Origin of the sequence: Bacillus sp. AP50 (assembly GCF_040492675.1) — a bacterium.
Classification (GTDB): domain Bacteria; phylum Bacillota; class Bacilli; order Bacillales; family Bacillaceae_G; genus Bacillus_A; species Bacillus_A cereus.
Window position 1 is genome coordinate 33476 of the sequence record NZ_JBEUTW010000057.1, and the last position, 25129, is coordinate 58604.

A 25129-nucleotide genomic window follows, 5' to 3' on the forward strand; every position below is an offset into this window, starting at 1 on the left:
GAGGGAAATGGAGTGATGGTATGAAAAGGCTAATAGTAAGTGGTAGTGTAGTGTTGTTTATGTTTTTGTGTTCTATCACTATTACTAGCGCAGAAAATAATAGTGTGAAAGTTGCTTTTATTCGTCATCATAACCTTTGGATTAAAGTTGAGGGGAAAGAAAAACAACTTACAAAAGGAGAGAACATAACAGGGCCAAAGTGGTCACATGATGGAGAATGGCTGGCATATGTAAAAGGGAAGAAACAAAATATTCTTGAGTTATATCGGCTGAAAGATGGAAAGAAAGTTACGCCGTTTCACTCAGAAGCATCGAATTATCAATGGTCACCAACAGAAAATATAATTGCATTTATATTTACAGGTACATTAAATACATTTGATGTAGAAAAAAAGAATGCAGATTTTGAAAATGTATCGGCTGGTGTAGGGGATTATGCATGGTACCCCGATGGAAAGAACTTTCTTGTATCCTCTGAAGCGCACTTACTTCCAACAGGATGGACAGGGGCTCAGCTATATGAAGTGCAAAAAGATGCACATATGAATCCTCACAAAATGAAGCATTTGTATGCATTGCCAAATGAACATGATGATTTCCTAGCGCTAGTAGCAAGTGGCTTTAAGTGGTCACCAGATCAAAAGTGGATTTCATTTTTAGCAGTACCGACAGCTTCATGGTCAGCTGATAGTAATACGCTTTGCTTAGTTCGTGCAGATGGCAGTCGGTTTGAAAAAGTAGATCAAATGTTACTAAACGCACAATGGTTTCAATGGGCACCATCAAAAAATATATTAGCTTATATTGAAGGGAGCGGAAGAGTTGCATTAGAAAATAAGCATTTAAAAGTAAAGGAATTGCCAGCACTTCAGCAGAACATATTTACGCCGAAAGGATATGTTGATTGGGATTTTGTATGGAAGAACGATAGAGTAATTATCGTTTCACGAGCAAAGGAGGCAGGGATAGAAACTCCACCAGAAAAAAGGCCACTACCATCTTTGTATGAGGTCGATAGTACAAGTAATGCACAGCATCAAATCACAAAGAAAAAGAACAAGCAAGGGGATTACCACCCGATCTTCATGAAGAAGAGTAATCAATTAATTTGGATACGTTCAGACCGTAAGAAAGCGGATGTATGGCTTGCTCATAAAGATGGGAAACAGGAAAAGAAGTGGATTGAAAATATAGATGTACCAGCGTGGTATTATGAGAAATGGAATTGGGAAAATGTCATCTCGGTGAAATAACAATAAAAAACTGCCGGCAGTTTTTTATTGTTATTTATGCGTTTTATTTGGCTTTTTTTTCGCTGGGTTTCCGTTCCCTTGGCGCTTTCTATTTTGTTCATCTTTTGCTTGTTTTTCATGTAGTGTATCTAAAAATTCATTCGAGTTACTCATTTTTCTATCGCTCCTTTCATTTTGTCCTAATTACTATAACCATTTAGGAGGATAATCATGAGTTAGAAGTTAGGCACTTAATTTTCTTCGATAATGTAAGTAAAATATTCCATACATAACAAATAGCATGAGTAAAACTTGTAACTCTACATTTTCCTTTAAAATAGCTGCGATAGGGTCTGGTAAGTACGGTGATTTATCGTTTGTGCTTAAACCTAACCATTTATTTAAGAGGCTAATGGTACAAAACATAAAAACACCGGACCAGCTTGCCGTAATTGCTTTTTGTTTAATTTTTGTTTCACGTTCATCATCTGTAATCCAGGGATTAGCAGTTTGATCACTACTAAAGAAGCCGTTTATATATCCCCATACAATCATTCCAATAAAGACAATTATCCATTTCATATATGTAATTCTCCTTTCGGTGTAAAAAGTATTTTACATGTAATATTTTACAAAGGTTAGTGTCAAATGTTTTTACATATCGGTTTTTATACAGCAGGAATAAAGAATGCAATAGGGAAGAAATATGTGTGAGGATTTTATAGTAAGAGGAGGCTGAATATGAAAATCGTTTTTGTTCGGCATGGTGAAGGTGAACATACAACGGATTTACCAGAAAGTTTACAAGTGTTTGACCCACCATTGACGAGAGTAGGAAAGGCTCAAGCTAAATTACTTCAATGCAATGTGCCATTGCAAGAGACGGATATATTAATTGTTAGTCCTACACTTAGAACTTTGCAAACGGCGACAATATGGAGTGCGAAAGTTGCTTGTCAAAAACTAGTCCATCCATATGTATCCCCACGTATTTTTCCTTATCGAGAAGGAGCGAAAACATTACCGTGCGATTATATAGTAGATCAGGGAATGATAACAAAGTTATTTCCGCATTTTTCGATAGAGAAAAGCTCAAATAATCAGTTATGGAAGGAAGGTATAAACACTATTTCAGAGAATAGTTTTCAGCAAATAGTAGATGAATTTCTTCTTTGGTGTTATGAACTGGGTGCTGAAAGAATTTGCATTGTATCTCACGATGGAACAATTACAGCATATAGGCAATATTTACAGAAAGTCGTTTTAACTAGATCAGATTTTTTGAAAGAAACGGGCATATATGAAATGGATTTATCCCATAAAATTCTGATTGATAAGGGCTGATTATAGGATGGGGGTTGTATGTTGAATATTGCATTAGTAGTTGGTTTTAATTCGGATTTAGAAGCGCAATCAATTCGAGCATCTCTTGAATATTTTGGTGCAAGGGTTGTGACATATTGGATTGGTAGACCGAAAGATTTTGTGGAAGTTCTTTCTGGAAAGAACTTATTTAACAATATTAATTATATTATTTTTTGCTTTCATGGTGAAGAAGGGAAGTTTGTCATGGAAGAGTTAGGCGAAGAAGTATATGAACAAGATGAACCGAGAGGGGATTTTGGTACAGAAGAAATTTATAAATATGCAAAATTGCATAATACACATATTGTAAATAGCGGGTGCACGTTAGGGGAGCAAAATCTAGCAAAATCTTTTTTACATAGTGGTGCGAAATCATATATTGGATCGATTGATTATGTAGATGGAAATGCAGCACTTATGTTTACTATACGCTTATTTTATGGGGTTATTAACCATGGGAAAACGTTAGAAGAAGCGTTTCAAGAAGCGAGTTTAATTGATGAGGAGACACATACATTTCGATTCTATAATTAGTGTGAAACAAGTTTATTCTATATTCGAATAAACGTGTTTCACATTTAACTCACATTTTTTCAATGAAAATGGTTATCACTTGTGGTATGATATGTTCAAGTTTTTACAGGTAATAAAAGTTACTATATAAACTTTAGTTTTTAATGTTTCATACGCATGTCACAGATTATTCATAATTAACATTTGAAAAATAAGTAACTAATGTTATCATATTATCTGTAACTAAATTAATTACAACTTTAGGAGGAAGATATGGTTATTCAATTTTTAAGAGAAAACAAAGCAGTTTCTTTTGCATTAGCAGTAATTCGAGTATATCTTGGTTACACATGGTTAATGGCTGGAATCGGTAAACTACAAGGAAAAGGATTCGATGCAACAGGTTATTTGCAAGGGGCAATTGAAAAATCTAAAGGTGCACAACCGGCTGTTCAATCTTGGTGGGCATCATTCTTACAAGAATTTGCAATTCCAAATGTAGATTTGTTTAATACACTTGTAACATGGGGAGAAATTTTAGTCGGAATTGGTTTAATTGTAGGCTGTTTAACAAAAACAGCGGTCTTTTTTGGTCTTGTAATGAACTTTTCCTATATGTTTAGTGGGTCAATTGGTGTGAACCCTGAGATGGTTATCTTATCTATGTTTGTTCTTGTTTCCGGTATGAACGCTGGGAAATTTGGAATGGATGGCTTCGTTATCCCGAAAGTATTAGGATCAAAAACTCCAAAACGCCAAAAGCAAGCTGCTTAATATATGAAAACGGGTATCTCATTTTGAGATACCCGTTTATGTTATTTTTCAACTTTAATCGGATTGTTCTTAAAGAAATCTTTTACATACCCGACAAATTCTTGTGGTTCTTGGCGAAATGGTGCATGATAACCTTTTTCAATAATATGTAAAGTGCTATTTTTTAAGAATTGATGATACGTTTCTCCTTCTTTCCAGGAAACGCTACTATCATTTCTGCCCCATATAATTAAAGTTGGCTGTTTTATTTCATTTGCATTAATTTTAAGACGTCTAGGCCATAATTTCATTTTATTATAATGCTCTTCATCATTACGTTTGAATTTCACTTTGCTTTCATCATAATCTGTAATAGAAGAAACGGCATTTAAATCAGTCGACAATTGTGGTTTTGGTGAGCCTTGTTTATTAACGAATGTATGAGGGCCACCTGTAGCATCAGTTAAAATAAGGTGAGTAACTGCTTCAGGATATAAATATGTTAAATTTAGAGAAATTTCTCCCCCCATGGAATGCCCCAGTATTGCGAATGAATCATACCCTAGTTTTTTCATTAATTTATAATACAAATTTGCATGAGTTGGAAAAGAATAATAAAAATCCATTGGCTTAGATGAGCGCCCGAATCCTAAAGCATCTACAGAAATAATTGTATGATCTTTTGCTAAATCGGAGTAAATCTTTTGAAAACCATCTGATGACCCTCCAAAGCCATGAATCATAAGTAAAGGTGGTTTTTCATTACCAATCTTTTTAAAGTAAATGGTTTGACCATCTATTTCTACCATTTTTTCCTCGGTAGCTAGTTTCGCTGTAATTGTATTTTTAACTTGTTTTACTTGTTCTACTGGCTTTTCTGCTGCACTACATCCTACTAATAGTGTAAGAGTAAGACAACCTACCATAAAATAGCTAAATCGCTTCAATTAGGTGTCTCCTTTCTAACATAACGCTGTATCTATCATAGCAAATAGCATATTACGATTTCCAGGAAGTTGGCTACCATTTTTTATCATAAGAGGTGAAAGGAGCGTTTCTTGGAAATTTTCTGTTTGAAGAAATTGACGAAATGTAAATTGTGAGTGTGGAACATCAATTCGTACTATACCATTCCAACATTCACATATCTTTTTTAATAATTGGATAGCATCTTCTTCTTGCTTGGCGATAAGTGGATTGATACATAATATATTGCCCTTTTGTATGCATAATGAAAAAGCTTCTATACAGTTATTTCTTTCAATTTTAAAAGAGTGTACGGCCCTTGGTAATAGCAAAGAGTAAAGTAGAGAACGATTCATACCAGTTGCAATTTGATCCAGAGAAGTAAGAGATATAAGGTCTTCTTCTTGTACTTGTTGTAAGTGAGAAGGGTACGTCTTAATAGTTTGCTTTTCAAAACGATGAATCGTTGTTGCTGTTTGAAATCCGCATGATGTGTATAGAGGTTCGCCAGCTTTTGTCGCAATAAGTGCAATGGGTTGTTTTGGATGAATTTGTTCCAAGCAATGATTTAGCAACATGCGCCCTATTCCGCGTCCTTGAAAATTAGGGTGAACGATTAACATACCAATGGAAGCAAAGTTACTTGTAAAGGGAAATACTCCTCCAGTCGCAATGAGTTTGCTTTCATGAATGTAACCTACAAGTGTGCCGATAGAAAGATACATTTCGAATTGTTTTTTCATAAAAATCTCATCGTGTAACCATCCAACAGATTTGCAAAGATTAAGTAATTCAAAAATAAAAGACTCATTTAGCTTTACTATTTTCATAAAGGCTCACCGCATTTCTATTTATTTTCATAAAAATAGAGTCAAAATGTAAAAAAAGAGATTTACGTTAAATGAAATCCAACTTGTTTATATTTAAATTGTAAAGGGCGGAATGATTGATACAAAAAGACAAACTTATACAAATTATAACTGATATTTACATAAGTTAACAAAAAATTTACATGCAGCTAATTTTCTCTTAATAGTCTTCCATTAAATTTGATAGTGGGAAATGAATAACCTAATTAGGGGGACAAGACAGTGAAAAAGTTTGTGAAAAAAGCATGGCCATTTGCAGTTGTGGCATCATTAGCAGTTACTTCGGTAGCAACATGGAATTTTACTCGTTCTAGTGAGGTTAATGCAGATGAGAACGGAAGCAATGCAAAGATTAAAAATGTGATCGTATTAATTGGGGATGGTATGGGCCCTTCATATATGACGGCTCACCGTTATATGAAAGATAATCCAAAAACCTTTGAAATGGAATCTACAGAATTTGATAAGCATCTTGTAGGAACACAAAAAACATACCCAGAAGATGAACATGAAAATATTACAGACTCTGCATCGGCAGCAACAGCTATGTCAGCAGGGATTAAAACATATAATGCTGCAATTGCAGTTGATAATGATAAAGCGGAAGTGAAAACAGTTCTTGAGCAAGCGAAAGAAAAAGGGAAATCAACGGGACTCGTTGCAACTTCTGAAATTACACATGCAACACCAGCTGCTTTCGGTGCGCATGACATTAGCCGTAAAAATATGGACGCAATTGCAAATGATTATTTTGATGAGAAAATTAAAGGGAAGCATAAAGTAGATGTTATGCTTGGCGGCGGCGTAAAGAACTTTGTTAGAAAAGATCGTAATCTTACAGAAGAGTTTAAGAAATCTGGTTATAGCTATATAACGGATCGAGATCAATTGTTAAATGATAAAAATGATCAAATTCTTGGTTTATTTGCACCAGGTGGATTAGATAAAATGATTGACCGTAATGAGAAAACACCTTCATTAGAAGAAATGACTAATGCAGCAATTGAGCGTTTGAACAAAAATAAAAATGGTTTCTTCTTAATGGTGGAAGGAAGTCAAATCGACTGGGCTGGACATGATAATGATATCGTTGGTGCAATGAGTGAAATGGAAGACTTCGAAAAAGCTTTCAAAGCAGCGATTGAGTTTGCGAAAAAAGATAAAAATACGTTAGTTGTTGCAACGGCAGATCACGCTACTGGTGGCTTATCTTTAGGTGCCAATGGCGAGTATAACTTTAAAGTAGATCCAATTAAAGCTGCAAAACGCACACCAGACTTTATGGCAAATGAGATTGCAAAAGGTGCAAATGTAGAAGAAACATTGAAAAAGTATATTGATTTACAATTAACTCCAGAAGAAATTCAAGCCGTAAATGATATAGCTCCGTCAAAAGATGTAACAAAGATTGATAATGCAATTGAAGATATTTTCAATAAGCGCTCGGTTACAGGCTGGACAACAGGTGGACATACAGGGGAAGATGTGAACGTGTATGCATTTGGTCCAGGTAAATACTTGTTCTCTGGCGTTCAAGAGAATACAAATATAGCGAAACGTGTCTTTGATATTGTTGGCGGTGGCGATCCCAATAAAGGAAGACGCTAATTAAGAGCGAAAGTGAGGCGGAATGCCTCACTTTTCTTTTTAGGAGTTGGGAATATGGAAAAAATATTTAGAAAATTAAGATTCCTTTTAGTGTTTGTAGTACTACTAGTTGGATGTCAACAAGAAGAGAATAACGTAGAACAAAAATCTACTACTAAAAAAACTGAGGAAAAGGTACAAATAACAAAAGAAGAAGAGAGATCTATTCAAGATGTTATTCATACATTTGTGCGAACGACGAATGAAAAAAATCTTGCAGAACATATGGAGTTATTTTCAAAGAAGATGCCTAGTGCTGAAGACTTAAAAACACAAAAAGAAGCCGCATTTCAAAAGGGAAATAAGAAAATTGAATTGGAACATATAGATATGAAAGTTAGTAAAGTAGGGTATGTTATTGTTGAAACGAAAGAAAAGGAAGTAGACGACAGTATTACTCTTCAAAAGAAAGTACAGTATGCCCTTGGAAAAGAAGAGGATAAATGGAAGATTGAAGAGGTTCGAACAATAGAGAAAAAATAACGTGAAACTTTAATAAGTGTGGAGTCGTACTTCCCAAAAATGATAGAAAAAAGGTTCTCATTGGCGAGAACCTTTTTTTATAGTGGTAGCATAATTTGATTTGAACATGCCTCAATATCATCAATATCTTGACGAATTGTGGCCATTTTATTATCCAGATCTTCAGCTTTCATTGCTGCATCATGTAGTTCATCTTTTAAATACTCCGGTATTTTCCCTTCATATTTATAATAAAGTTTGTGTTCTAAACTTGCCCAAAAGTCCATTGCCAGTGTACGTAACTGAATTTCTGCAAATACATCTTTTGTACCAGAATTTAGTGATAAAGGGTATTTAATGATCATGTGTAAACTTTTATATCCGTTTCGTTTTGGGTTAGCGATATAATCTTTTACTTCTATGACTTCCATATCTTCGCGTTTTTGAATGACTTCTTTCAAATGATAGATATCTTCTACGAAGCAACATGTAATACGAATACCAATAATATCTTGTAAATGTGTTTGAGCATTTTCAACTGTTGGTAATAAGTTTTTGCGCTCTAGTTTTTTAATAATACTTTCAGGTTGTTTTAGTCTTGTTTTTATATGTTCAAACGGGTTGTAATCCTCTAGAAATTGAGCTTCCCGGTTCATAATTTCAAATTTAGTTTTTAACTCTTCTAAAGCAAATGTATATGGTAATACAAAAGCTTTCCAGTAGTTAACTGTTGATTGATTATATTCCATTTATATACACACCTTTTCCTATTTGCAAGTGAGGTCGTTATTATACTAAATACCAAATCATATAAGCGCAAGCAGCAAATGATGAGATCATAAAGCGATATTTAGTTTTCATACTTTCAACTCCTTTCGAGTAAGATTTTATATAAATAAACGTGATTGTTAATAAGTTCACTATGTACAGTTTCTATAGTAATAGATTCGTGTGAATTTCGTATGAACTAATTGTTTCAGCTTTTTGTCTTTTTTGCTGTTAATCATAATTATTATTCGGATTTAAAGTGTTTTTATTTGATTTATCTATTTGTATAAATTAATGTATATTTAAATTTACAGTTATCGAGGAGGATATATGGTGAACTTTGAAGAATTAGCAATTGCTAGACGTTCTGCAATGAAATTTATACAAGGTATAGAAATCCCTGATGAGGATTTTAAAAAAATATTTGAGTTAACTAAGCTTTCTCCATCTTGCTATAATTTGCAGCACACACATTATGTTGTAATTCGTGATCAAGAGCGAAAAGAAAGATTAAAAGAATTAGCTTTCGGTCAATATAAAGTATCGAGTGCATCAGCGGTAGTGCTCGTTTGTGGTGATAAAAAAGCATACCAAAATGTTGAAAATATTTACTTCGGTATGAAAGTTTTAAAAATGATTGATGAATGTGAATATGAAGATACAATTAGGCAAACGAAAGGTTTATATGAAGGAAAAGGAGAGCGTTTCATGGAGGATGAAGCGATTAGAAATGCTTCGTTAAGCGCGATGACTTTTATGTACGCAGCTAAATATTATGGCTATGATACATGTCCAATGATTGGTTTCGATGAAAAAGCAGTACAAAGTGAATTAAATATGCCGGAGCATATAGTACCTGTTTTAATGATTACGATAGGAAAAAGTGATACGACTAAAACTCGTCCACGAGGATATCGAAAGCCGATTAGTGAGTTTGTTACATACGAATCGTTTTAATAAAGTGAAACTTTTAATCAGTGGGGTCTTACTGCCCGTTAATGCGGGAGAAAATTTATTTAACTATAAAAACAAGGGGATTCTAAATGGAATCTTCTTGTTTTTGCAATTGACAAATAGAATGAAGTTTTATAATATATAAATCGTAATCATTACGTTTTAGTTGCGATCTTTGAAAGAAAGGAGAATTAAATATGCGTGTAAATATTACATTAGCTTGTACGGAGTGCGGTGATCGTAATTACATTTCTAAAAAAAATAAACGAAACAATCCAGAACGCATCGAATTAAAAAAATATTGTCCACGATTAAAGCGAGTAACGTTACATCGTGAAACGAAGTAGAAGACTAGAGATATCTCTAGTCTTTTTTTATAGTTCTTTGGTTTTGTTTGTTATAATTACCTTAAATTGTAATAAAGGGAGCGGTATGATGAATCAAAAAGATAAAGAAAGAAAAGAGCGAGTGGCTCATATTATTGATATTCCAGGTGATTATAGGCTTGTTGTAGATGATCAAGAAGGGGTTGATGACCCGTATCATTTATTGTGGTGGGCACATAAAGATGATGAGGAGAAACAGATACAAATTACATTAAATAGACATACTGGTAATTTAATTGAATTTAAGATAGATGATGAAAATTCTTTTTCAAGTGGCAAGGAAGCGATAGAGGAGAAGAAGGCAAGAGAGATTGCAAATGCGTTCTTGAAAAAATATACAAAAGAAGGATATGAATTCTATACATATGTAACGGTTAAGGACGACAGGCGCGGTTGGAAAGAAGTAAATTATATGCAAGAAGTGAATAGCTATCCATTGCCGAATACAGGGTGCGTTGTGCGAGTGCACTCTTCAGGTAATGTTGTGCATTTTCATTACAATGGACAAAAAGCTATAGAGAAAAAACCGTTATGGCCAAGTGAAATTGTTGAGGAGAATATCGTTTTAGAAAATTTAAAAGCTAGACAAGATATGAGACTTGTATTTGTAGATTTAACATACTCTTCATGTGAGTATGAAAGCGGGGAAGAAGTAAAAGGGTACCATCTTGTATATGAACCAGAGCCTAGTCATGCGTTTATTGATGCAAGTACAGGTAAAGATTTATTTGGACCAGATCATTATAAATTGCCTTCGGCTATAGCTGTTGAAAAATCGAAAAAAGGTAACGAACGAGGTGACGTATTCGAATTATTTGACTGGAATAAAGAAGGTTTTACAAAAGTAGATGAGACAGAAAATGATGATGAAATAAGGATGAAATTTGTTCCGAAAGAGGAATTACAAAAACAGAAAGAAGAAAAGGATCCATATTTAATGAATGAATTCTTTAAAAAGCATTTACCGATGTTGAAATATAATAATTTAGTTAGCGTTAAAATTGATAAATTAACCAATGAATTAACTGGTTTTATAAAACTGACAGATGATAAAGAAGTAAAGCAAATACTGTCTAGAGAGGAATGTTTACAAAGAGCACTTCAATTTTTAGAACGAGTTATTCCAGATATCACACAATATCTGCGTCTTTGGGAGGAACGTGAAGAAGCAGAAGATGGGATTGAAAGATTTATCTTTTCTGTATATATAAATGATATTCCGGCAGAGTATAACCAATTTATGATTAACATCAATGCAGAAAATGGTGCTGTTATGCACTACTCGGGGGAGTCTAGCAACTTTATAAAAGAATTGCTCACATATGAAATAACACCAAAAGTAACTAAAGAAAAAGCGTTAGAAATGTACAGAGAGGCTATCCGAGTTAAATTAGAATGGTTTTTAGATCATGATGCAGAGGAAACGAAATACAAACTACTTTACAAACAAACGACAGATGAAAAACATAAAGAACCTTTTAATTGTAGGCGGGAAATTCGTTATATTGATGCCCAAGCGGGGAGAAAGATTTGGAGTAAGTAAAATAAAAAGAGTTATTTTTCAAAGAAAATAACTCTTTTTATTTTTATACTTTGCCTGTTCGTTTTTCAAAAGTAAATGTGATAGGAAGATTGGAATGAGAACTATCACTTTTAAATATTACTTTCCATCCTTTAGTATGGGCTTTAATTTCAAAATTAAGAAGATTCATCGCTCTACGTTTATCTATTTCTAAAAACATATTATGAATCTCTGGTTCTTGCTGTAAATTAAGAGCCTTTAGTGTGACTGTAAATGTGAAAAAATTCTGCCCTTCATATACTATTTTTGATATTTTTGTTTTTTGTTTATTTAACAGCACATAAAAACGGTCTGATGGAGTTAATTGTACAGAGTCATCAGTAATTTCATTCTCGCTATTATGAAGTTCAACTAAGTAAGATGTACTATGGGAAGAATCTTTTTTGCTTGTAATCTGTAATTCAGTAGGAATCATCGGTATCTCATAAAAATCATTTCTTATTATGTTGTTGTAATCCTCTGAAAATTTACGAACTTCTTTTGGAAAAGAGTCTTCTTGTGTACTTAAAAAAGTTTTGTTTTGCTTTGGAATTTTTTTACTAAAATTTAATGTTTCTTTAAAGTAATAATTGGATCCAGTTAAAAATAAACAACTACAGATTAATAAAAAAATTCGATACGGATTTTGAAAGTGAAAGAATGATAGTATACATGTAATAATTCCAATTACATAGAAAATAAAGATAAGTAGTTCTAGTTTTGAGTGAAAGGAGAAACCATAGTTATGAAAAAATTTTATTCCAGTTATAATTTGAGCTCCAAAAAATAAAGAAATTCCAAATTGAAAAAATAATAAATCAGGCCCTCTTTTAATAACAAAAGTAATGAACGAAATGAAAAGTAAAAATACCCCTAAATAAATTGTTACATTTAATAATCGTTCTAATGTAATCATGAATAGTGTCCCCTTTAATAGCATATTCATATATAAATAACAATTTTATTTAATTATAATATAACGATAAAATATTTTAAATGTTAGAAGTGTTGAGTTTTATAAATAAACTGTACAGACACAAACAACCTCACGCCCACATACACATAATAAAGACCACTATTTTGGCGGAGGTGAAAGGTTTGAGTCTATTCGCCGCAATTGGATATATGGTTCGAGAAGTGTTTGTCTTTGTTTCTTATGTGAAGAACAATGCGTTCCCGCAGCCGTTATCATCAGATGATGAGAGAAAGTACTTAGAGTTAATGGAGCAAGGTGATGCTCAAGCGAGAAATCTTTTAATTGAACATAATTTACGGCTTGTAGCTCATATCGTTAAAAAATTTGAGAACACAGGAGAAGATGCAGAAGATTTAATTTCAATTGGTACGATCGGGCTCATTAAAGCGATCGAGAGCTATTCTGCAGGAAAGGGAACGAAGCTTGCGACGTATGCAGCACGCTGTATTGAAAATGAAATTTTGATGCATTTACGTGTACTAAAGAAAACGAAAAAAGATGTTTCACTTCATGATCCGATCGGGCAAGATAAAGAGGGCAATGAAATATCGCTTATTGATATATTAAAATCAGAGTCTGAAGATGTAATTGATATGATTCAGCTTAGTATGGAGTTAGAAAAAATTAAAGAGTATATCGATATTTTAGACGAAAGAGAAAAAGAAGTGATTGTGAAACGTTTTGGACTTGGGCTAGATAAGGAGAAAACACAGCGGGAAATCGCTAAGGCGCTTGGTATTTCTAGAAGCTACGTATCACGGATTGAAAAGCGTGCTTTAATGAAAATGTTCCACGAGTTTGTAAGGGCAGAGAAAGAGAAAAAAGCGAAAGAGTAAAGTGTATTAGAAGCAGCCATATTTAAAATGGGCTGCTTTTCTTATTGTAAATAAGAAAAGAAAACGCGTTATGCTAAGAAGAAATACATGTTCACTGTTGAAAATGACGGATTCTATCTGTAATATTAGAAGGTGCTAAATAATTTAAGAATAATACCATACTTAGTTTTCTGTATATATAATAAGGCTGCTTTATATGATATGTGGGAATAAGAACCAATTTTACATATGATATAGAAAGAAAAGAAGGGAAAACTAAAGTTATAGACTGATTAGGGGGTTTCGCAATTTGCGACGTACATTATATCGACTTATGATAGAACTTACAAATGGTCGCTTTACTTCTTATATATTACGTAAATTTGCACAATCTCGTTTGAGCTCTATCATTATTCCATCGTACGCGAAAGTTTTTCAAATTAATCAAGATGAGATGGAAAAGGGTTTGAAGGAATATAGAACATTGCATGAATTATTTACGCGTAAGCTAAAAGAAGGAAAGCGTAGTATTGATACAGATGCATCGAGTATTGTTAGTCCTGTTGATGGTGTTTTTGCAGATCATGGTCCTATTGAGGATACAAAAACATTTGATATAAAAGGAAAGCGCTATTCAATTGTGGATATGCTAGGTAATGAAGAACGTGCAACGCGATATGCAGGCGGTACATATATGGTAATTTATTTGAGTCCAAGTCATTATCATCGCATTCATAGTCCGCTTTCTGGTTCTGTGACTGAAAGATTTGTACTCGGTAGAAAATCATATCCGGTAAATGCAGCTGGTATGGAATACGGGAAAGAACCACTGTCAAAAAATTATCGTTCTGTTACAGAAGTAAGCAGTGATGGCGAGCATATGGCTCTTGTAAAAGTAGGTGCTATGTTTGTTAATAGTATTGAGCTTTTGCATGAGAGAGACACTGTTCAAAAAGGTGAAGAAATGGCATACTTTACATTTGGTTCAACAGTTGTGTTATTGTTTGAAAAAGATATGATAGAAGTAGTGCAGGAATTAAAGAGTGGACAAGAGCTTCGTCTTGGTGAAAAAATAGCTACTCGCTTAGCTCATAAATAAAGAAAAGCTTTTATAACCGTAAGTAAGAGTTATGGGCAAAGATACTTAATGATGAAATCCCCTAGATGGGAGTACTTGTTTATTCGAGAGCCATCGTAGGATGGCTCTTTTTACAGGGCATCTAATAATTTATCCTGTAACTGTTTGATTGGTAAGGGCTGATTAAACTTTCACTTTATATGTAATCAAGATGATTTGACAAGCTTGTCCTCTAATGAGCGTCTAATGATTTCTTGTTTTATAAGTAAAATGAAGTCGGGATTTAATTTTAGTTCTTTTGCTTTATAATAAGACTCAGTGAGTAACTCAGTGGATAACTGTTCCATATGTTTTGTTTTCAAGGTGAGTCACCTCCTAATAATATAAGGATTGATTCGTTGATGCATTTAATGTACCAAAAAAATATGACAGTCACAAACGAGTGGTTATCCACATACCTAGGTGGATAAAGTGTGTATAGTTTGTTAGTAAATTCCAAATTAACTGAAAAATTAATGTGGAAAATGTGTACAATTTTATCCACAGGTTATATATCGAAAAATGTTGTCGAAAAATTTTATGAAAAATCCTCAAAGAGGTGAAAGAAATTGAAACTATTTTTACCAAATGAATATGTGAAAAATGTATATCATGTTCAACCAGAAGATTTAAAAAAACGTGGGATTAAAGGCGTTATTACTGACTTAGATAACACTTTAATTGAATGGGATCGTCCCAATGCAACGCCGCAACTTGAAAAATGGTTCTTGGAAATGAAAGAGCAAGGCATTCAAGTAACGGTCGTTTCAAATAATAATGAGCAACGTGTGAAAGATTTTGCTGATCCATTAGGTATTCCATTTATTCATAGTGCACGTAAACCATTTGTTCGCGCATTTAAGCGTGCGATACAAGAGATGCGTTTGCAGCCAGATGAAGTTGTAGTAATTGGAGATCAGTTACTGACTGACGTGCTTGGTGGAAACCGAGTAGGCCTTCATACAATTTTAGTTGTACCGGTAGCACAAACGGACGGATTAGTAACGCGCTTTAATCGAAAAATTGAACGAAGAATTATGAAAAATATGAAGAAAAAAGGTTTAATTAACTGGGAGGAATAAAGTTTGACTGAAACAATTAAATGTATTGGTTGCGGTGTAGAAATTCAAACAGAAAATAAAAACGAAGTGGGGTATGCTCCTGCCTCATCTTTAGAGAAAGAACAAGTCATTTGTCAACGTTGTTTTCGCTTGAAGCATTACAATGAAATTCAAGATGTATCGTTAACAGATGATGACTTCCTACGCATTTTAAATGGAATTGGAAAATCAGATGCATTAGTAGTCAAAATTGTAGATATTTTTGATTTTAATGGTAGCTGGTTACCTGGCTTACATCGTTTCGTAGGGAATAATAAAGTATTACTTGTTGGAAATAAAGCTGATTTAATTCCAAAGTCAGTAAAACATGATAAAGTAAAACATTGGATGCGCTATAGTGCAAAGCAGCTAGGATTAAAACCAGAAGATGTCTTTTTAATTAGTGCAGCGAAGGGACAAGGAATTGCTGAACTAGCAGATGCTATTGAGTATTATCGCGGCGGCAAAGATGTTTATGTTGTTGGATGTACGAATGTAGGGAAATCGACATTTATTAATCGTATGATTAAAGAATTTAGTGATGAGACTGAAAATGTAATTACAACATCTCATTTCCCAGGAACAACACTGGATTTAATTGATATTCCATTGGACGAAGAGTCTTCTTTATATGATACGCCAGGTATTATTAACCACCACCAAATGGCTCATTATGTTGGAAAGCAAAGCTTAAAGCTTATTACACCAACAAAAGAAATTAAGCCGATGGTATTCCAATTAAATGAAGAACAAACGTTATTCTTTAGTGGATTGGCACGTTTTGATTATGTAAGTGGTGGTCGTCGTGCATTTACTTGTCACTTCTCGAATCGCTTAACAATCCATCGTACAAAGCTTGAGAAAGCAGATGAATTATATAAAAATCATGCCGGGGATTTACTAAGCCCACCAACGCCAGAAGAATTAGCAAATATGCCTGAGCTAGTGAAATACGAATTTAATATTCGTGAACCTAAAACGGATGTTGTATTCTCTGGATTAGGATGGGTTACTGTGAACGAACCAGGAGCAAAAATTGTTGCACACGTACCAAAAGGAGTAAGTGTTTCACTACGTAAATCTTTAATTTAATATGGAGAGGGATTTATGAAACAATTATATGGTGTAATCGGAAATCCAATTGGACATTCATTATCACCCGTTATGCATAATAATGCATTTGAACACTTGAATATGGATGCCCATTATCATGCGTTCCTTGTTGAAGAGGAATTGCTAGGGGAAGCAGTAAGAGGTTTAAAAGCATTAGGTATTTCAGGATTTAATGTAACAACTCCGCACAAGGTTGCTATTATGGAGTATTTGGATGAGATTGACCCATTGGCAAGGAAAATCGGTGCAGTAAATACAGTGGTTCATAAGGATGGAAGATTAATTGGCTATAACACAGACGGGATTGGTTTTGTTCGAGCGCTGCAGTCAATTAGTAATGAACCACTTCAAGGAAAACGTATTTTGTTACTTGGTTCAGGTGGTGCTAGCCGAGCTATTTATTTTTCTCTTGCTGATGTAGGTGTAAAAGATATTGATGTAGCTAATCGTACAGTAAATAAGGCGAAGGAACTTATTGCTGCACGTACGGCCGATGTTAATTCTGTTGCTTTGTCGTTAGAAAAAGCGACAGAAGAACAAGGAAATTATGATATTATCATTCAGACGACAACGATAGGTATGCATCCGCACGTAGAATATACGCCATTACAAATTTGTTCGTTAAAAAAAGGAACGATTGTATCAGATATAATTTATAATCCATTTCAAACGAAAGTTTTATGTGAGGCAAAAGAGCAAGGTGCAATCATTCAAAATGGTATTGATATGTTTGTTTATCAAGGAGCACTTGCATTTGAAATGTGGACAGGACGCACGCCAAATATCGAGAGAATGAAACAATTAGTTATAGAAAAGCTTGGAGGCTAACATATATGTTAACAGGAAAACAAAAAAGATTTTTACGTGCACAAGCACATCATTTAACACCAATTTTTCAAGTAGGAAAAGGCGGAGTAAATGAAAATATGATTAAACAAATTGCAGATACTTTAGAAGCTCGTGAGTTATTTAAAGTAAGTGTATTACAAAACTGTGAATTTGATCGCCGTGAGGTTGCGGAAGAACTTGCAAAAGGTGCACGTGCTGAAATCGTTCAAGTAATTGGAAGCACAATCGTTTTATACAAAGAATCAAGAGAAAATAAACAAATTAAGCTTCCTCGATAAAAAGATTAGCATGGGCTATTTTTATCGCTGATGCGTAATGATGTAGAGAGCGAAACCAATTGAACTTTTATTAATAGCAACTCTCTTCATTTCTAACCGAGGAGAGTTGCTGTATATAAAAGGAAGGGGCGTTTCTTTTGAGGAAAATTGGCATCATTGGCGGTACATTTGATCCGCCTCACTATGGACATTTGCTAATTGCAAATGAAGTATATCACGCTTTGAACTTGGAAGAAGTATGGTTCTTGCCAAACCAGATTCCCCCACATAAACAAGGGCGGAATATTACAAGTGTAGAAAGTCGTTTACATATGTTAGAGCTCGCGACTGAGGCAGAAGAACACTTTTCTATTTGTTTAGAAGAGCTAAGTAGGAAGGGCCCATCTTATACGTATGACACTATGTTACAATTGACGAAGAAGTATCCGGATGTGCAGTTTCACTTTATTATTGGTGGGGATATGGTTGAATATTTACCGAAGTGGTATAACATTGAAGCTTTACTTAATCTTGTAACGTTTGTTGGAGTTGCAAGACCTGGGTATACATTGCATACACCATATAAGATTACTACAGTGGAAATTCCGGAATTTGCAGTTTCTTCATCCTTATTACGTGAGAGATATAAAGAGAAGAAAACGTGTAAATATTTACTTCCTGAAAAAGTACAGGTATATATCGAGAGGAATGGGTTGTATGAATCGTGAGAATGCACTGCATATTGTCAAACAACAAATGCATGAAAAACGTTATATACACACAATTGGTGTAATGGAGACAGCGATTGAGCTTGCTAAGTTATACGGTGTGGACGAGAAAAAAGCAGAGATGGCAGCTATATTCCATGATTATGCGAAATGTAGAGCAATTTCAGAAATGGAAGAGATTATTAAACGTGAAGATTTGCCGAAAGATTTACTTTGCTATAACAAAGAGTTATGGCATGCACCTGTTGGGGCATACTTAGTAGAAAAAGAAGTAGGCATTACGGATTCTGAAATTTTGCAAGCTATTACATATCATACAAGTGGTCATGAGAATATGACGATGTTAGATAAAGTGATTTATGTAGCTGATTACATTGAACCTGGGCGAAAGTTTCCAGGAGTGGAAGAGGCTCGTAAACTCGCATATACGGATATAAATCAAGCCCTATTATTTGCGTTAAAGAGAACAATTCAATTTTTAATGGAAAAAGATCAGACGATTTATCCATTAACATTCCAAACATACAATGCAGTTATCAAGGAGGAAATGAGTAAATGAACGATAAAGAATTATTAGTATTAGCGGCAAAAGCAGCTGATGATAAGAGAGCAGAAGATATGGTTGTCCTAAATATGCAAGGTATTTCACCAATTGCAGATTATTTCATTATTTGTCACGGAAATTCAGATAAACAAGTGCAAGCAATTGCACGTGAAATTAAATCAAAAGCACATGAGTTCCAAATCGACGTACAACGTATGGAAGGGTTTGACGAAGCACGTTGGGTATTAGTTGATCTTGGAGATGTAGTTGCTCATGTATTCCATAAAGATGAGCGTAATCACTATAATTTAGAGCGTCTATGGGGCGATGTGCCACGTGAAGATATTACAGAAGAGTTAGGCCAATGAAATACGAACAATTTGCATTGTTGTACGACGAACTAATGAATGATGTCCCTTATGATAAATGGGTGGAATTTACAGAGGGAAGTTTACAGCAGGCAGGTATGAAAGAGGCAAAAATTCTTGATGTAGCATGCGGTACAGGTAATGTAACCCTGCCGCTTGTGCAAAAGGGTTACGATTTAATAGGTGTCGATCTTTCAGAAGAAATGTTAACAGTCGCTCAGCAAAAACTAGGCGGAGAAGGGCATTTTATTCCTTTTTACCAACAAGATATGCGCGAGCTTGATGTTCCGGGTGAGTTTGACTGTGTAACGATTTTTTGTGATTCATTAAATTATGTATTGCAAGAAGATGGAGTACAAGAAACATTTAGAAGAGTATTTCACCATTTACGTCAAGATGGTCTGTTTTTATTTGATGTACACTCTTTATATAAAATACATCATGTATTTCAAAATGAAACGTATACAGTGAATGGAGAAGAAATATCTCTTATTTGGAATTGCTTCCCTGGTGAAGAATCAAATAGTGTAGAGCATGATTTAACATTCTTTGTTCAAGATCCAGAAGAAGATGTGTACCATCGGTTTGACGAATGTCACGTGCAACGTGCATATCAAGTGGAAGAGTTAACGAAATGGCTTGAAGAAGCAGGTTTTACAGTGCTTCGTGTAACAGGTGATTTTGAGCGACTTGAAGTTACAGAACAAACAGAGCGTATTTTCTTCATGGCGAAGAAAAACGGATAAAAACAAAAGCAACCGAGAAGGTTGCTTTTGTTTTATAAAGAAGATGTATTTTTAGTTCTAGCATAATCTAAAGATCGTATGCGTAAAGTGTGGGAATAGTAGTTGAAGTGAAAATGTATTGTAAAAAAGTAAGTATTTATAAAAAGGATTTGGAATGAAAATGACGTATTTATTATGTGTGTTTATTGAATTGCTGATCAACGCATTCTAAATCTTCATCAAATTTTTCATGTGTTCGCTCGATTAACTTATGGAACATATCTCCAACGTGTTCTTCTAAAACCCGAATGCCTTCCCCAGTAACGCCGCCTTTCACGCAAACCTTTTCTTGTAAGGTAGGTAATGTGAAGATTTCTTTTTCAAGTAATTTCCCCATCCCCACGACCATTTCACTTACTAAAGTAGTAGCCTCTTCGTGTGTAATATTTGTTTTATCTACAGCAGCGTTAATGAAGCATTGTAGTAAATAACTAAAGAAAGCAGGACCGCAACTTGCTATATCAGATGAAACGCGCGTTATATCTTCTTTTATTACAAGAGGTGTAGAAATGTTTTTGAATAGACGAAGTAGTTTTTGTTGCCATTCTTCAGAGCAATTATCTCCAAATGTAAATAGTGAGGCGCCAGAGAGAGCGCGATTTGTGATACTTGGAATGATACGCGCGACGTGGCAAGGTACGAGAGTCTCTAATTGTGATGGAGATATTGGACTTGTAATAGAAACTAAGCACGTTTCATCAGAAAAATGTTCAGCGTATTTTTTTAGGATAGGGTATATATCTATCGGCTTAACACAAATAAAAATAAGTTGTGATTGTTCGATTACTTCCGGGATTGTTTTTGCTATCTGAACAGAAGGGTATTTTTCTTTTATATGATATGCTTTTGCGGGCGTCCGATTAATGATTGTAAGGCAAGAAGGTTTGACAGCACGGGTTTCTAAAAATGCATCGATTAGTATATTTCCCATGTTTCCTGTCCCTATAATTCCTATGTTCAAAGTTTCATCCCTCCTTCGTAACAGCTTTCTCCTAAACAATATGAATGATGTTATAAATTTATGATTAGAGGTGTAAAATGATGTGGGATTTTCCGAAAAAGTGGTTAGGTTTAGTAGCTATTATTGGAACTTTACTTTTTCTTGTTTTTTGGAAAACGAATCAGAATGTAGAACGAACGCCTATTACAATGAATGTACAAGAGAAGGAGATAGAAAAAAAGGGTAAACCGAAAATATCGGATACAAAGGAACAGAAAAGAACAATTATAATTGATGTGAAAGGAGCGGTTAGTAAAGAAGGGGTATATGAAATGAAGGAAGGAGATCGCGTAAAGGATGCGGTTCAAAAGGCTGGTGGTTTTTTATCAGAAGTAGATATGAAAAAAGTAAATTTAGCACAAATTGTACAAGATCAAATGCTTCTTTATATACCGAGTAAAAATGAGTCAGAACAAGGGGTGCTTACTTCTTCTAAGGAAGATGGCAAGATTCGAATAAATACAGCGGCGAAAGAACAACTAGAAAAAATTACAGGGATTGGCTCTCGAAAGGCAGAAAGTATTTTGAAATATCGAGAAGAACATGGTCCGTTTCAGAAAATAGAAGATTTATTAGAGATTGATGGGATTGGTGCGAAGTCTCTTGAAAAGATAAAAGGTCAAATTATTATTCCGTAAAAGATTGACGAAGTTTTTCTTCTTTCGCTACACTACAAGTAGACAAAAAAGTAGGTGAAAAATATGGAACGAATTTCATGGGATCAATATTTTATGACGCAAAGCCATCTACTATCTTTGCGTAGTACATGTACAAGGCTTGCGGTAGGAGCGACAATCGTTCGCGATAAACGAATTATTGCTGGTGGGTATAATGGTTCAATTAAAGGTGGCGTACATTGTATAGATGATGGTTGTTACGTAATCGATAATCATTGTGTTCGGACAATTCATGCCGAAATGAATGCTTTATTACAATGTGCCAAGTTTGGTGCGAAAACAGAGGAAGCAGAAATTTACGTTACGCATTTCCCTTGTTTACAATGTTGTAAGGCAATTATTCAAAGTGGTATTACAGCGGTTTATTATGCACAGGATTATAAAAATCATCCATACGCCATAGAGTTATTTGAACAAGCGAACGTAACAGTGAAGCACGTTCCGCTAGAATATGATATTGCTGCATTAGAGGAGCAAAAACGTTATACAGAGTTGAAAGAATTATTTGCGTCTTTAGAAAAAGATAATTTATCAATGGAAGAATTACAGCATGTATTCACGAAAGCAAAAATGATGCTATAAGGAGTGAGTATAAGTTGCAGGAACAATGGGGGTATGTTGCAATCTCGTTTATAATAGGGGTTGCAATTGCCTTTTCATCGTCACTTTTATTGATAGTTTTTTGCCTCTTTTTAAATGTTTTCTTCTGTTTATATCGCACTTCGCGTAAAACCTTCATTTTTTGTATTGTAGCGTACTTTAGTAGCGCTATATACACTTCCTATGTTCAAACGTGGAATAAGCCTCTAGGGGAGTCCTATGGAGTTACAAGAGGGGTTATACAAAATACACCGCTTGTTAATGGGGATCGCCTATCTTTTCAATTTGAAGATCAGAATAAAAATATAGTGCAGTTAAGTTATAGAATCAAATCAGTCTTGGAAAAGAAAAAAATGCAACAATTATACGCAGGGATATCATGTGTATTCGAGGGTGAGAGGAAAGAACCGGAAACAGCTCGGAATTTTCATGGTTTTAATTACCGTGATTATTTATACAAACAACATATTCATTTTACATTTGAGGCTACATATATTTCTGAATGTTATAAAACATCACTGTCGCTCACGCAATGGATTCTTCTTTTGAGGCAACAAGCAATCTCGAAAGTTACAGAAATGTTTCCAGAGCAATCAGGTGCTTTTATGAATGCATTAATATTTGGTGATAGACAACAAATGACGTTTGAAGTGGAAGAGCAATATCAACAATTTGGTCTTGTACATTTGTTAGCAATTTCAGGTTCGCACATTGTATTGTTAATGGTGATAGTATATTTTATTTTGCTAAGAAGCGGTGTGACAAGGGAGGTAGCAACAATTTGCCTTATCGTTTGTATTCCTTTGTATATGGTTTTAGCAGGGGCGTCACCCTCTGTTATAAGAGCTTCTATAACAGGAGTTTTGATGTTGATTGCTTTTATGTGCTCGATTCGTTTGTCTAGTTTAGATGCTTTAAGTGTAACAGCTATATGCATGCTTATATATGACCCTTATCTTGTTTTTAATATTGGATTTCAGTTTTCTTTTGTAGGTAGCTTCGCTTTACTTTTGTCTGCTCCGTTATTGTTAGGAAGTAGCAACGGAGTAATCCGGAATTCTATTTATATTTCTATCATTTCACAGCTCGTTAGTACTCCGATTTTGTTATATCACTTTGGTTATTTTTCTCCATATAGCATTCTCCTCAATCTCTTATACGTTCCGTTTTTATCTATCATTGTATTATCATGTAGCATTATTATTTTACTGTGTATGCCAATTGTCCCGTTTCTCGCAAAAGGATTTGCCGATGTATTATCAATAGGCTTGAGTATGTCTAATGATTTTCTAAGTTATTGTGAAAGTTTACCATTTACCCAGCTTATCTTCGGGGAAACGCCCTTCAATCTTGTAGCTGTATATTGCGCGAGTATTGTCAGCATATTGATGGTTTGGGAACGGAGAGCGCCGAAAAAAATAGTTTGTATAGTTGCGAGTGTATTTCTTTTTATTAGCACATGTCATTATATATATCCATATTTTAGAGGAAGCGGAAGTGTAACATTTATTGATGTTGGACAAGGTGATGCAATATTAATTCGCCTTCCGTATGATAAAGGGATTTATCTTATTGATACAGGTGGAACGCTTCGTGTGAATAAGGAAGAATGGCAACAAAAAAAGCATGAATTTTCTGTTGGAAATGATGTTTTAATACCCTTTTTACAAAAAGAAGGTATTAAAACAATTGATAAATTAATCGTAACGCATGGAGATGCAGATCATATAGGTGCTGCGCAAGAATTATTATCATATATACCTGTAAAAGAAGTGGTATTTGGCCGAAAGGGAAAAGATGCAGTATTAGAAAAAGTAGTCAAGAAACAGGCATTAGAAAAGGAAATGAAAATAACTGAAGTGGGGGAAGGGGAGAGTTGGAGTGTAAATGAAGCGGAATTTTTTGTTTTAGCTCCAAAAGGAAAAGAAAAAAGTGAAAATAACGCTTCAATTGTAATATGGGCAAAATTTGGAGGGTTGAAGTGGCTATTTACAGGCGATTTGGAAGAAGAAGGGGAAAAGATTTTAGTAGAGGCATATCCAGATTTACAAGTAGATGTTTTAAAAGTTGCTCATCATGGGAGTGATACGTCATCTATAGAGCCTTTTTTGAACGTCATACAGCCTCGTGTAGCGATTATATCTGTTGGTAAGCAGAATAGGTATGGACACCCGCATAAAGAAGTGATAGAGCGTTTTGAGAAGATGGGGAGTGCGATATGGCGCACGGACAAGCAAGGTGCTATTTCCTATGTTTTTAAAGGGAAAAATGGAACCTTTAAAAGTAAAATCACATATGATAAAACACATAATAGATGAAAAAGAGAAGACTGCCATGAAGTGGCAGTCTTTAAGAACCGATAAATTTAATAACAGTTGCAATGATGAAAAGTGTTGCGAAAAAACCAAATGAGACGATAAATCCTACCCCTGAATCAATAGCGTCATTGCGTTTACTTTGAACGTTTTGTTCAAAATCATTCATTTAGAATCCCTCCCCAACATTCCACTTTAGTATAAAATATTGTCAGAAAAAAATCTACAATTTCCATATGAAGAGAAAACGAGCTTTTTTGTTACTTGTAAATCATGAAGTAATGTGAGTTTTTCGTTTCCAAGCATGTTAACAGTTGGCACTTATACTCAAAGTTTTATTGCGAATAATAAAGGGAAGGTGATTACCGCACACCAATAAGAAACCCGGGGCTTATTGCGTGGCGTTTAA

The 25129-nt window shown here is 34.5% G+C and carries 31 protein-coding genes; 22 read left to right on the top strand and 9 right to left on the bottom strand.

From position 1 onward, the window contains the following. The first annotated feature begins 20 nt into the window (after nucleotides 1-20). Nucleotides 21-1253, top strand: a complete 1233-nt coding sequence (locus tag ABWK52_RS06235; protein WP_000825724.1) for a TolB family protein — start codon at nucleotides 21-23, stop codon at nucleotides 1251-1253. A gap of 30 nt (nucleotides 1254-1283) precedes the next feature. Here ABWK52_RS06235 and ABWK52_RS06240 read toward each other — a convergent pair whose 3' ends face one another. Together ABWK52_RS06240 and ABWK52_RS06245 are read right to left on the bottom strand one after the other, a co-directional pair. After that, the gene (locus ABWK52_RS06240) at nucleotides 1284-1406 is read right to left on the bottom strand and encodes a DUF4023 domain-containing protein (RefSeq protein WP_000071866.1); all 123 of its coding nucleotides are present in this window, start codon (nucleotides 1404-1406) and stop codon (nucleotides 1284-1286) included. A gap of 69 nt (nucleotides 1407-1475) precedes the next feature. Further along, nucleotides 1476-1814: a hypothetical protein gene (locus ABWK52_RS06245; RefSeq protein WP_000871153.1), complete on the bottom strand. Its 339-nt coding sequence runs from the start codon at nucleotides 1812-1814 to the stop codon at nucleotides 1476-1478. A 159-nt stretch (nucleotides 1815-1973) separates the two neighbouring features. Here ABWK52_RS06245 and ABWK52_RS06250 point away from each other — a divergent pair, with 159 nt between their 5' ends. The 3 genes from ABWK52_RS06250 to ABWK52_RS06260 all read left to right on the top strand — a co-directional run bounded on the left by ABWK52_RS06250 (nucleotide 1974) and on the right by ABWK52_RS06260 (nucleotide 3884). Next, the gene (locus ABWK52_RS06250) at nucleotides 1974-2576 is read left to right on the top strand and encodes a histidine phosphatase family protein (protein ID WP_000706245.1); all 603 of its coding nucleotides are present in this window, start codon (nucleotides 1974-1976) and stop codon (nucleotides 2574-2576) included. Nucleotides 2577-2594: 18 nt separating this feature from the next. Then, nucleotides 2595-3131: a hypothetical protein gene (locus tag ABWK52_RS06255; protein ID WP_000931928.1), complete on the top strand. Its 537-nt coding sequence runs from the start codon at nucleotides 2595-2597 to the stop codon at nucleotides 3129-3131. Between the two features lie 252 nt (nucleotides 3132-3383). After that, complete coding sequence (locus ABWK52_RS06260) at nucleotides 3384-3884, top strand: DoxX family protein (RefSeq protein WP_000236592.1); 501 nt, start codon at nucleotides 3384-3386, stop codon at nucleotides 3882-3884. Between the two features lie 41 nt (nucleotides 3885-3925). Here ABWK52_RS06260 and ABWK52_RS06265 read toward each other — a convergent pair whose 3' ends face one another. Continuing rightward, nucleotides 3926-4810, bottom strand: coding sequence for an alpha/beta fold hydrolase (locus tag ABWK52_RS06265; protein WP_000819810.1), 885 nt, complete (start codon nucleotides 4808-4810; stop codon nucleotides 3926-3928). A gap of 15 nt (nucleotides 4811-4825) precedes the next feature. Beyond that, the gene (locus ABWK52_RS06270; protein ID WP_097796378.1) at nucleotides 4826-5659 is read right to left on the bottom strand and encodes a GNAT family N-acetyltransferase; all 834 of its coding nucleotides are present in this window, start codon (nucleotides 5657-5659) and stop codon (nucleotides 4826-4828) included. Between the two features lie 261 nt (nucleotides 5660-5920). Between ABWK52_RS06270 and ABWK52_RS06275 the strand changes: the two genes are divergently transcribed. Both ABWK52_RS06275 and ABWK52_RS06280 read left to right on the top strand, forming a co-directional pair. Next, nucleotides 5921-7306, top strand: a complete 1386-nt coding sequence (locus ABWK52_RS06275; RefSeq protein ID WP_098508161.1) for an alkaline phosphatase — start codon at nucleotides 5921-5923, stop codon at nucleotides 7304-7306. A gap of 54 nt (nucleotides 7307-7360) precedes the next feature. Continuing rightward, a complete protein-coding gene (locus ABWK52_RS06280) occupies nucleotides 7361-7828 on the top strand; it encodes a hypothetical protein (protein WP_098508162.1) in 468 nt (155 codons plus the stop codon). Between the two features lie 77 nt (nucleotides 7829-7905). On the opposite strand, the gene ABWK52_RS06285 is transcribed toward ABWK52_RS06280, so the two are convergent. Continuing rightward, nucleotides 7906-8556: a GTP pyrophosphokinase gene (locus ABWK52_RS06285; protein WP_000456219.1), complete on the bottom strand. Its 651-nt coding sequence runs from the start codon at nucleotides 8554-8556 to the stop codon at nucleotides 7906-7908. A gap of 349 nt (nucleotides 8557-8905) precedes the next feature. On the opposite strand from ABWK52_RS06285, the gene ABWK52_RS06290 reads away from it, so the two are divergent. The 3 genes from ABWK52_RS06290 to ABWK52_RS06300 all read left to right on the top strand — a co-directional run bounded on the left by ABWK52_RS06290 (nucleotide 8906) and on the right by ABWK52_RS06300 (nucleotide 11458). After that, the gene (locus tag ABWK52_RS06290) at nucleotides 8906-9532 is read left to right on the top strand and encodes a nitroreductase family protein (protein WP_000245978.1); all 627 of its coding nucleotides are present in this window, start codon (nucleotides 8906-8908) and stop codon (nucleotides 9530-9532) included. Nucleotides 9533-9726: 194 nt separating this feature from the next. Further along, entirely contained in the window at nucleotides 9727-9876 is a 150-nt protein-coding gene (rpmG, locus tag ABWK52_RS06295; RefSeq protein WP_001265617.1) for a 50S ribosomal protein L33, read from the top strand. An 88-nt stretch (nucleotides 9877-9964) separates the two neighbouring features. Then, nucleotides 9965-11458, top strand: coding sequence for a YcdB/YcdC domain-containing protein (locus ABWK52_RS06300; protein ID WP_098508164.1), 1494 nt, complete (start codon nucleotides 9965-9967; stop codon nucleotides 11456-11458). 43 nt (nucleotides 11459-11501) lie between these two features. On the opposite strand, the gene ABWK52_RS06305 is transcribed toward ABWK52_RS06300, so the two are convergent. Beyond that, entirely contained in the window at nucleotides 11502-12422 is a 921-nt protein-coding gene (locus ABWK52_RS06305) for a hypothetical protein (RefSeq protein WP_098508165.1), read from the bottom strand. A gap of 152 nt (nucleotides 12423-12574) precedes the next feature. Between ABWK52_RS06305 and sigK the strand changes: the two genes are divergently transcribed. Further along, nucleotides 12575-13288: an RNA polymerase sporulation sigma factor SigK gene (gene sigK / locus ABWK52_RS06310; protein ID WP_000051382.1), complete on the top strand. Its 714-nt coding sequence runs from the start codon at nucleotides 12575-12577 to the stop codon at nucleotides 13286-13288. 289 nt (nucleotides 13289-13577) lie between these two features. Beyond that, the gene (locus ABWK52_RS06315; RefSeq protein ID WP_001255000.1) at nucleotides 13578-14366 is read left to right on the top strand and encodes a phosphatidylserine decarboxylase; all 789 of its coding nucleotides are present in this window, start codon (nucleotides 13578-13580) and stop codon (nucleotides 14364-14366) included. Between the two features lie 185 nt (nucleotides 14367-14551). Here the strand turns inward: ABWK52_RS06315 and ABWK52_RS06320 are convergent, their stop codons facing one another. Beyond that, the gene (locus tag ABWK52_RS06320) at nucleotides 14552-14707 is read right to left on the bottom strand and encodes a sporulation histidine kinase inhibitor Sda (RefSeq protein ID WP_000850094.1); all 156 of its coding nucleotides are present in this window, start codon (nucleotides 14705-14707) and stop codon (nucleotides 14552-14554) included. A 246-nt stretch (nucleotides 14708-14953) separates the two neighbouring features. Between ABWK52_RS06320 and ABWK52_RS06325 the strand changes: the two genes are divergently transcribed. From ABWK52_RS06325 to ABWK52_RS06360, 8 genes are all read left to right on the top strand, one after another. Next, entirely contained in the window at nucleotides 14954-15466 is a 513-nt protein-coding gene (locus ABWK52_RS06325; RefSeq protein ID WP_000765314.1) for a YqeG family HAD IIIA-type phosphatase, read from the top strand. 3 nt (nucleotides 15467-15469) lie between these two features. Next, nucleotides 15470-16576 carry a ribosome biogenesis GTPase YqeH gene (gene yqeH, locus ABWK52_RS06330; protein ID WP_000140799.1) on the top strand — a complete coding sequence of 369 codons (1107 nt, stop codon included), beginning with the start codon at nucleotides 15470-15472 and terminating at the stop codon, nucleotides 16574-16576. Between the two features lie 15 nt (nucleotides 16577-16591). Next, nucleotides 16592-17425: a shikimate dehydrogenase gene (gene aroE, locus ABWK52_RS06335; RefSeq protein ID WP_098541548.1), complete on the top strand. Its 834-nt coding sequence runs from the start codon at nucleotides 16592-16594 to the stop codon at nucleotides 17423-17425. 5 nt (nucleotides 17426-17430) lie between these two features. Continuing rightward, complete coding sequence (yhbY, locus tag ABWK52_RS06340; RefSeq protein WP_000955224.1) at nucleotides 17431-17724, top strand: ribosome assembly RNA-binding protein YhbY; 294 nt, start codon at nucleotides 17431-17433, stop codon at nucleotides 17722-17724. Between the two features lie 137 nt (nucleotides 17725-17861). Next, complete coding sequence (nadD, locus tag ABWK52_RS06345; protein WP_001226048.1) at nucleotides 17862-18431, top strand: nicotinate-nucleotide adenylyltransferase; 570 nt, start codon at nucleotides 17862-17864, stop codon at nucleotides 18429-18431. Continuing rightward, nucleotides 18421-18990, top strand: a complete 570-nt coding sequence (yqeK, locus tag ABWK52_RS06350; RefSeq protein ID WP_001078477.1) for a bis(5'-nucleosyl)-tetraphosphatase (symmetrical) YqeK — start codon at nucleotides 18421-18423, stop codon at nucleotides 18988-18990. Before nadD ends, yqeK begins: the two co-directional genes overlap by 11 nt. After that, a complete protein-coding gene (gene rsfS / locus ABWK52_RS06355; RefSeq protein ID WP_000998193.1) occupies nucleotides 18987-19343 on the top strand; it encodes a ribosome silencing factor in 357 nt (118 codons plus the stop codon). Before yqeK ends, rsfS begins: the two co-directional genes overlap by 4 nt. After that, nucleotides 19340-20089 carry a class I SAM-dependent methyltransferase gene (locus ABWK52_RS06360; protein WP_000873080.1) on the top strand — a complete coding sequence of 250 codons (750 nt, stop codon included), beginning with the start codon at nucleotides 19340-19342 and terminating at the stop codon, nucleotides 20087-20089. The genes rsfS and ABWK52_RS06360 overlap by 4 nt, the downstream gene beginning before the upstream one ends. A gap of 172 nt (nucleotides 20090-20261) precedes the next feature. Here ABWK52_RS06360 and comER read toward each other — a convergent pair whose 3' ends face one another. Further along, a complete protein-coding gene (gene comER, locus ABWK52_RS06365; RefSeq protein WP_001020560.1) occupies nucleotides 20262-21089 on the bottom strand; it encodes a late competence protein ComER in 828 nt (275 codons plus the stop codon). Between the two features lie 77 nt (nucleotides 21090-21166). Between comER and ABWK52_RS06370 the strand changes: the two genes are divergently transcribed. The 3 genes from ABWK52_RS06370 (at nucleotide 21167) to ABWK52_RS06380 (ending at nucleotide 24723) form a co-directional block, all read left to right on the top strand. Then, entirely contained in the window at nucleotides 21167-21766 is a 600-nt protein-coding gene (locus ABWK52_RS06370) for a helix-hairpin-helix domain-containing protein (RefSeq protein WP_000989929.1), read from the top strand. A gap of 63 nt (nucleotides 21767-21829) precedes the next feature. Then, nucleotides 21830-22387 carry a ComE operon protein 2 gene (locus tag ABWK52_RS06375; protein ID WP_000439773.1) on the top strand — a complete coding sequence of 186 codons (558 nt, stop codon included), beginning with the start codon at nucleotides 21830-21832 and terminating at the stop codon, nucleotides 22385-22387. 14 nt (nucleotides 22388-22401) lie between these two features. Next, nucleotides 22402-24723, top strand: coding sequence for a DNA internalization-related competence protein ComEC/Rec2 (locus tag ABWK52_RS06380; RefSeq protein ID WP_353771896.1), 2322 nt, complete (start codon nucleotides 22402-22404; stop codon nucleotides 24721-24723). A gap of 31 nt (nucleotides 24724-24754) precedes the next feature. Here ABWK52_RS06380 and ABWK52_RS06385 read toward each other — a convergent pair whose 3' ends face one another. Further along, entirely contained in the window at nucleotides 24755-24889 is a 135-nt protein-coding gene (locus ABWK52_RS06385) for a YqzM family protein (protein ID WP_000997609.1), read from the bottom strand. Between the last annotated feature and the right edge of the window lie 240 nt (nucleotides 24890-25129).